Here is a 6,000-nt window from a genome sequence, read left to right on the forward strand (position 1 = left end):
AGTCCGCAGCGGTTTTCCGGAAAGATCATGCTCAACAAAAACCTGAAGCGCGATCACGATTCATTCTAATCTCATCGGCTCTAGGTTGCCTACGAGGGCAGCAGTTATTTGCGTCAAGTTCTGCAAAATCGATCACGAGGTCCGGTTGAGGTTGAGCAATCCCCTCGGAGCCGCCGTCGCTCGCCTCGTGTGCTCGACAGATCGGGTAGGGCCACACGGAACGGCTGCCCCAGCGAACCATCTTACGTCGAAGACTTCAATGGAGAAAGAAGGTGCGCAATAGGGATGGTGGGCTTTAATGGGATTCGATCCGGACACTTTGCACTCGTTTTCCGAATCCTAACCGCAACATTTTCCTTAAAGAGACATTGTGGCCCATCCAGTCATATGCGCCGTTGAACTTCAAGAAAAACTCAATTTGACCGTCCGATGGATCGACTTTGGTCCGCCCCCGCAAGAGCCCGGCGGTCGTCGTATCTGTCCCGTGGGCTCTTATGGAATATACCGTCGTATAGCCAGCTGCACGGCAGATTGCGACTGCAGCCTCGTCATATTCGCCGTAGGGGAACGAAAATTCGAGAACTTCGCGTCCGCTCAGCTCCGCCAGGCGGTGTCGCGAGTGCTCGATTTCTTTCTGTGCGTGCGTGATGCTGACTTCGACCATCGACCGATGGGTCAAGCTGTGCGAGCCAAGTGAGACTAGCGAACTATCGAGCGCTCGCAACTGATCGGACGACATGACAGCTTCCGCCTGCTCCGCTGCTGCTGCGTGTTCACTCTTTTTCATGGCCCATCCCGGAACTCGCCCGATCCAGTCGACCGGAACGAATATGGTTGAGTGAAATGAACGGATGGCGAGCTCGGGGAGTGCATTGGCGGCAACGCTGACGAGCGCATCATCAAACGTAATTGCTACACATTTCTTCCCAGACGGCAGTTCGCCACGGTACGACGCCGGCAGCACATGCGCTCGGCGATGCAATGCGCCCATTTGCCGCACAAAGCGGATCCGATCTTCAGATGAGACAGCATGATAGTAAAGAATGGTCAGTCGACGGGGACACGGGCGTCCTACCAGACGAAACGAGCAGCAAAAAATGCCTCGCAGAGCGTAGTAGGCCAAGCTGATGCCAATTTTCACGTATCGTCTAAATTCGATTACCTTCATCGTGCTGCAACACTCGAATTATTAGACCGATGCCAAATTTAAAGTAGAGCTGATGTTAACCCGCCGATGGGCAAAAATCTGCATCTTTTGGGGCCTGACTACCCTGAACTCCAGGAACACCATCCAATCTGCTTGGTATTTTCCGAAATTGATTCGCTTGGCTCTGTCGTCACAACCTTTGAACAGACGGCGTGGCCTCCTGCTCCGATCCCTCGTCGTATCGAATTCTTCTTGTAGTCCAATTCATGTCGGTTGCTGCGAACCCAGATCGCCCCAAGGTAGCTGGTTCGCGTCACATGAGCCGACAATGGCGAGGACCGGCGGAACGCGCGAGACCACGCCGAGCTCACGAAGAGACCTGAACCATAGATAACTTGCAACCGTCAGGGGGACCGGTTGTTCAGGATAGGCAGTGCCCCGAAATACGAAAACCGTACGCTCCGCACTCGTTTGGCGAACCAGACGGGCTTCGTGTCCGAGTGGCGAAACTCTTGTTACGCGCAAATGGCACGAGGACGACCGGCCCTCGATGACGGGCATGTATTCCAACATCTCGTTCGTAACGCGAACATCGAACCCTTCTCTGGTTAGAAACCCTACGATACTGTCCTTTATTTCAATCGGATTCTCGGGCTTCACGGCGGCTTTCCAGCCGATTGTAAGCGGCAGCGCTATGGCGACGGACAGCTTAAGCGCGAGCGAATGCATCACGTCTGACACCTAGTATGCTGATTGCTACAATCAATATCAGAAGCACGATGTTCGAGACGGTCTCCCCTACTGGCGTGTGAAGATTCTCGTAGTGCGCAGTGCTCAATCCCATGAGGCTGATCCGGACGACGTTCACTGCGACCACGGAAGAACATGCAAGGAGGCACCACAGGATGTCGTGAACGCGCCATTTATGCCGTACAGACTGAGAAACAGTCACCCAGCACAATATTGCGAGCGAAACATTCGCCAGCGACGAGCAGGAGGGGAAGATCGCAAGCGTGCCAGAGCCGTCGGCAAATTCAACCATGTTTCCGCTCCGGCCTGTACCCAGCATCCATGCGACAAGAAATGCGTCCGCGCCGAGGATAAAATTGGCAAACAAGTCGAAGACGAGGCGGCTCCACATCATCGGCACTGTGGCGGCAAGAAGAATGATCGCGCCTCGGCGCTGTAGTTCTGTCGACCGTCTAAGGAGCAGGATATAGAGACTCAGCAAACTTACCGCTGACCAGCTCATGGCGCCGATTGGAAGAGCGATAAGCAGCAACAAAAAGGTCGCGACCGTAACATCGGCCAAGTTTAAAGTGCCTGTATGGTCGCCCAAAACGAACGACAGGCCAATGAAGCACGCCACCAGGACGACGACACTTATGTCGAACGTGCCGAAGACGGCATCGCTCCACCCAAGCCGGTGGACCGACAGCATCGCTTTCGCGAATAAACCGTTGGCGCAGCCGAGAATGTACAAGCCGGCGAAGATTTGACCGCGAGCGAGGCGTAACGAGGGTAAGGCAGCCTGGACGCTATGGTTCATTTTCGAGGGCAGTCCGGTCAAAGAAGGCGCGACAAACAAAAGTAATCGACCGCGTTAATTGCGCTGGCGGCGACACTACACGCTCTGATGCAATATATTACTAATCAATAAAATCCATATTAGCTTTCGGTTTAATGGTCAACCATTTAATTTGGCGGTTATTGGTGTTGTGCGGCTCGCGTGGATCATTTAAATATTTAAAAAAGGTGTGCTAAGGAGCCTTCGGGCGGAGGGTTGTCCCCAGTTGGTAGTGGCGAAACTATCAGAAGCAATTGACATGCTCCCGGCGATACGCGGGGTCTCCACAGTGCTTTTCGGGTCTTCGTGAGGAATTGGATCTGTGATGGACGCTGCCACGCTTCTCTCGACTCTTCGTGCCCGCGACGTCAAGCTATGGATCGATGGCTCCTGCCTTAAGTGCAGCGCTCCAGTCGGAGCGCTGGACGCCGGGCTAAGGCAGGGGCTGGCCAGCTGCAAGCAAGAGATCATTGCTTTCCTTCGCCAGGCGGAGGCACTGAACAGCGGCCCGGCCTCGATTGTGCCGATAAAGGCCGATGGCGGCAGGCCACCGATCTTCGCTGTGTCTGGCCATGGCGGCGACGTCTTCTGGCTTCGGCCATTGGCTCGTCACCTGCACCCGGAGCAGCCGATGATTGGCGTCCAGCCGCCGGGCCTTGATGGAACGGAGCCGCTCGACTCGCTGGCGGCGCTCGCACGTTATCAGATCTCGCAGATTCGCCGCTATCGACCGAGAGGCCCTTACTTGATTGCAGGGCATTGCGCCGGGGGGACGCTCGCTTTCGAGGTCGCCCAGCAACTGGTTGCCGCGGGCCAGGAGGTGGCCCTGCTCGCGCTCATCGGCAGTCCGTTCCCCACGGTGTTTAGCCGGGCGGCACTGATATGGGTCCGCCTGTCGGGCTACACGGAGTTGCTTACACCGGCCGCTTTCAGGCGCAGGCTGCTGTTACGCCTCGAACGAAAAAGGAGCGAGGCAGCAGTTCCTCCCGCCGAGTTGCGCGCGAGGCACCGAGTCGAAAGGGCAACTGTAGCTGCCGTCCGCAGCTACAGACCACGTCACTACGCTGGCCGCGTCGATGTGTTCGTCACGGCCGACAAGTGGCACCGATCACACCTATGGAGAGGGTTGGCAGGAACGTTCTGCGAGCACCATCTCGCGGGGGGCTTCGAAGTCAAGGAGTTGCTGCTTGGGCCGAACGTGAATATCCTTGCGGCATCGATCCAGGCGAGGCTCGATCAGGTGTCAGACTGCGACTCTCGCCCTCAGGTGGCCCCGGACGCGAAGGCTTCGTAGCTTGCGTCCTGTACGTTGATGATAAATAAAAGTGAATTAGTACATATAATATGAGGCGGATTATTTAGTAGCGGTGGGGGTGATCCTTGTGCGGTTTTGTCGGAATCTTCGAATTTAAGCACCCTCCTGAGACGGTGCGCGCACGCGCGCTGGAGATGGTCAAAACGATCAGACATCGCGGTCCGGACTGGAGCGGAATATACGCGGATGGCAACGCGGTCCTCGCGCACGAGCGCCTTTCGATAGTTGACGTGGAGCATGGTGCCCAGCCGCTTCTCGATGTCGCGGCAGGCCGCGCACTTGCCGTCAATGGCGAGATCTATAACCACGTCGCGCTGCGCGAGAAGCTGAAACGCTCGCACGAATGGAGGACGAAGTCGGACTGTGAGATCATCCTCTATCTTTATGACGAGTATGGGCCTGCATTGTGCCAAATGCTAAGCGGAATTTTCGCTTTTGCTCTTTCAGATGCGAAGGGCGACTTCTTCGTGGCGCGAGATCACATAGGCGTCGTGCCGCTCTATATAGGATGGGATAACGACGGTGCGACCTACGTCGCGAGCGAGATGAAGGCTCTCGACGGCGTATGCAGCTCAGTCCAAGAGTTCCCGCCGGGACACTACTACGCAGGCAACGAAAAGCGATTTGTCAAATGGTACGATCCTTTGTGGGCGCACAATGTCCCGACCGAAAAGGTCTCCTTGGAAAGGCTGCGAACGACACTTGAGGCGGCCGTCAAGCAGCAACTGATGTGCGACGTTCCATACGGGGTCCTCATATCGGGCGGTCTCGATTCGTCATTGATTGCTGCAATCGCGTCAAAGCACCGGTTGAAGAGGATGGAATCAGACGACACCGAGGAAGCGTGGTGGCCAAGATTGCACTCGTTTGCCGTGGGCCTCGAGGGTTCGCCGGACATGAAGTACGCCCGCAAAGTAGCTGCACATGTCGGTACGGTTCATCACGAGACCGTCTTCACGCTCCAGGAGGGGCTTGATGTCATACCGGATGTCATTCGCCATCTCGAGACCTTTGACGTTACGTCTGTCCGAGCGGCGACGCCGATGTACCTTATGGCTCGCAAAATAAAGTCTATGGGCATCAAGATGGTGCTATCGGGAGAGGGAGCCGATGAGGTGTTCGGAGGCTACCTGTATTTCCACATGGCGCCGACAGCAGAGGAATTCCATCAGGAGACCGTGCGAAAGCTCTTTGCACTTAGCAAGTACGATTGCTGTCGTGCGAATAAGGCCACGGCCGCCTGGGGCGTCGAAGCGCGGGTGCCGTTCCTGGACAAGGAGTTTCTCGACTACGCCATGTCGATCGATCCGACCGACAAGATGTGTCCGGGCAACAAGATTGAAAAGAGGATCCTGCGTCTCGCGTTCCGAGATTATCTCCCCGAGGAGATCCTTTGGCGGCAGAAAGAGCAATTTTCAGACGGGGTAGGTTATGGCTGGATCGACTGCTTGAAACGTCACGCGGAGGAAAAGGTCACCGACCAGATGATGGCGGACGCGTCGCAGCGATTTCCGCAGCAAACGCCAACATCAAAGGAGGGATATTGGTACAGAACGGTGTTTGACAGCATCTTCAAGAATCCGACGGCCTGCCTCACCGTTCCTGTCGGTCCATCAATTGCATGCTCGACGCCTACCGCATTTCGCTGGTCGCAGGATTTTGCGAACAGGGACGATCCGTCCGGAAGAGCCGTCAGAGGCGTACACGTGCACGCGATCGATACGCTCTAAATCCTCTGAATGCCTCTCCATCTCGACCCAAGACCGGGGGTGTGTCCGGCAAAGGAAGGAATTGGAGTTCAGACTGAGTTGATCCAACAGCGATGCGGTCCTTGCCGCAGCATGCAAGCAAATGAATGGAGCCGCTGATGGTGTGCCGATCATCATCGCGCGCTAGGCTAACACTACTTTGGCAGAATGTGTTTTCGCCGCTGTTTTTCAAGGATTTGCTTTCGGCAATATGGGCACTGCT

At 55.9% G+C, this 6,000-nt stretch carries 4 protein-coding genes; 2 read left to right on the plus strand and 2 right to left on the minus strand.

Annotated features, from left to right (window positions below):
- Positions 1-295: 295 nt before the first annotated feature.
- Both IVB13_RS01160 and IVB13_RS01165 read right to left on the minus strand, forming a co-directional pair.
- Positions 296-1,168, minus strand: coding sequence for a polysaccharide deacetylase family protein (locus IVB13_RS01160; protein WP_247487427.1), 873 nt, complete (start codon positions 1,166-1,168; stop codon positions 296-298).
- A gap of 688 nt (positions 1,169-1,856) precedes the next feature.
- Complete coding sequence (locus IVB13_RS01165) at positions 1,857-2,696, minus strand: hypothetical protein (RefSeq protein WP_247487429.1); 840 nt, start codon at positions 2,694-2,696, stop codon at positions 1,857-1,859.
- Positions 2,697-3,039: 343 nt separating this feature from the next.
- Between IVB13_RS01165 and IVB13_RS01170 the strand changes: the two genes are divergently transcribed.
- Together IVB13_RS01170 and asnB are read left to right on the plus strand one after the other, a co-directional pair.
- A complete protein-coding gene (locus IVB13_RS01170; RefSeq protein WP_247487431.1) occupies positions 3,040-4,008 on the plus strand; it encodes a thioesterase domain-containing protein in 969 nt (322 codons plus the stop codon).
- Between the two features lie 86 nt (positions 4,009-4,094).
- Positions 4,095-5,759, plus strand: coding sequence for an asparagine synthase B (gene asnB / locus IVB13_RS01175; protein ID WP_247487433.1), 1,665 nt, complete (start codon positions 4,095-4,097; stop codon positions 5,757-5,759).
- The last annotated feature ends 241 nt before the right edge of the window (positions 5,760-6,000 follow it).

This window comes from Bradyrhizobium sp. 17, assembly GCF_023073515.1.
Taxonomy (GTDB): domain Bacteria; phylum Pseudomonadota; class Alphaproteobacteria; order Rhizobiales; family Xanthobacteraceae; genus Bradyrhizobium; species Bradyrhizobium canariense_D.

Bases quoted from the DNA above. Each gene is read 5' to 3' on its own strand.
- IVB13_RS01160 (WP_247487427.1), bottom strand. From the start codon at position 1,168: ATGAAGGTAATCGAATTTAGACGATACGTGAAAATTGGCATCAGCTTG.
- IVB13_RS01165 (WP_247487429.1), bottom strand. From the start codon at position 2,696: ATGAACCATAGCGTCCAGGCTGCCTTACCCTCGTTACGCCTCGCTCGC.
- IVB13_RS01170 (WP_247487431.1), top strand. From the start codon at position 3,040: ATGGACGCTGCCACGCTTCTCTCGACTCTTCGTGCCCGCGACGTCAAG.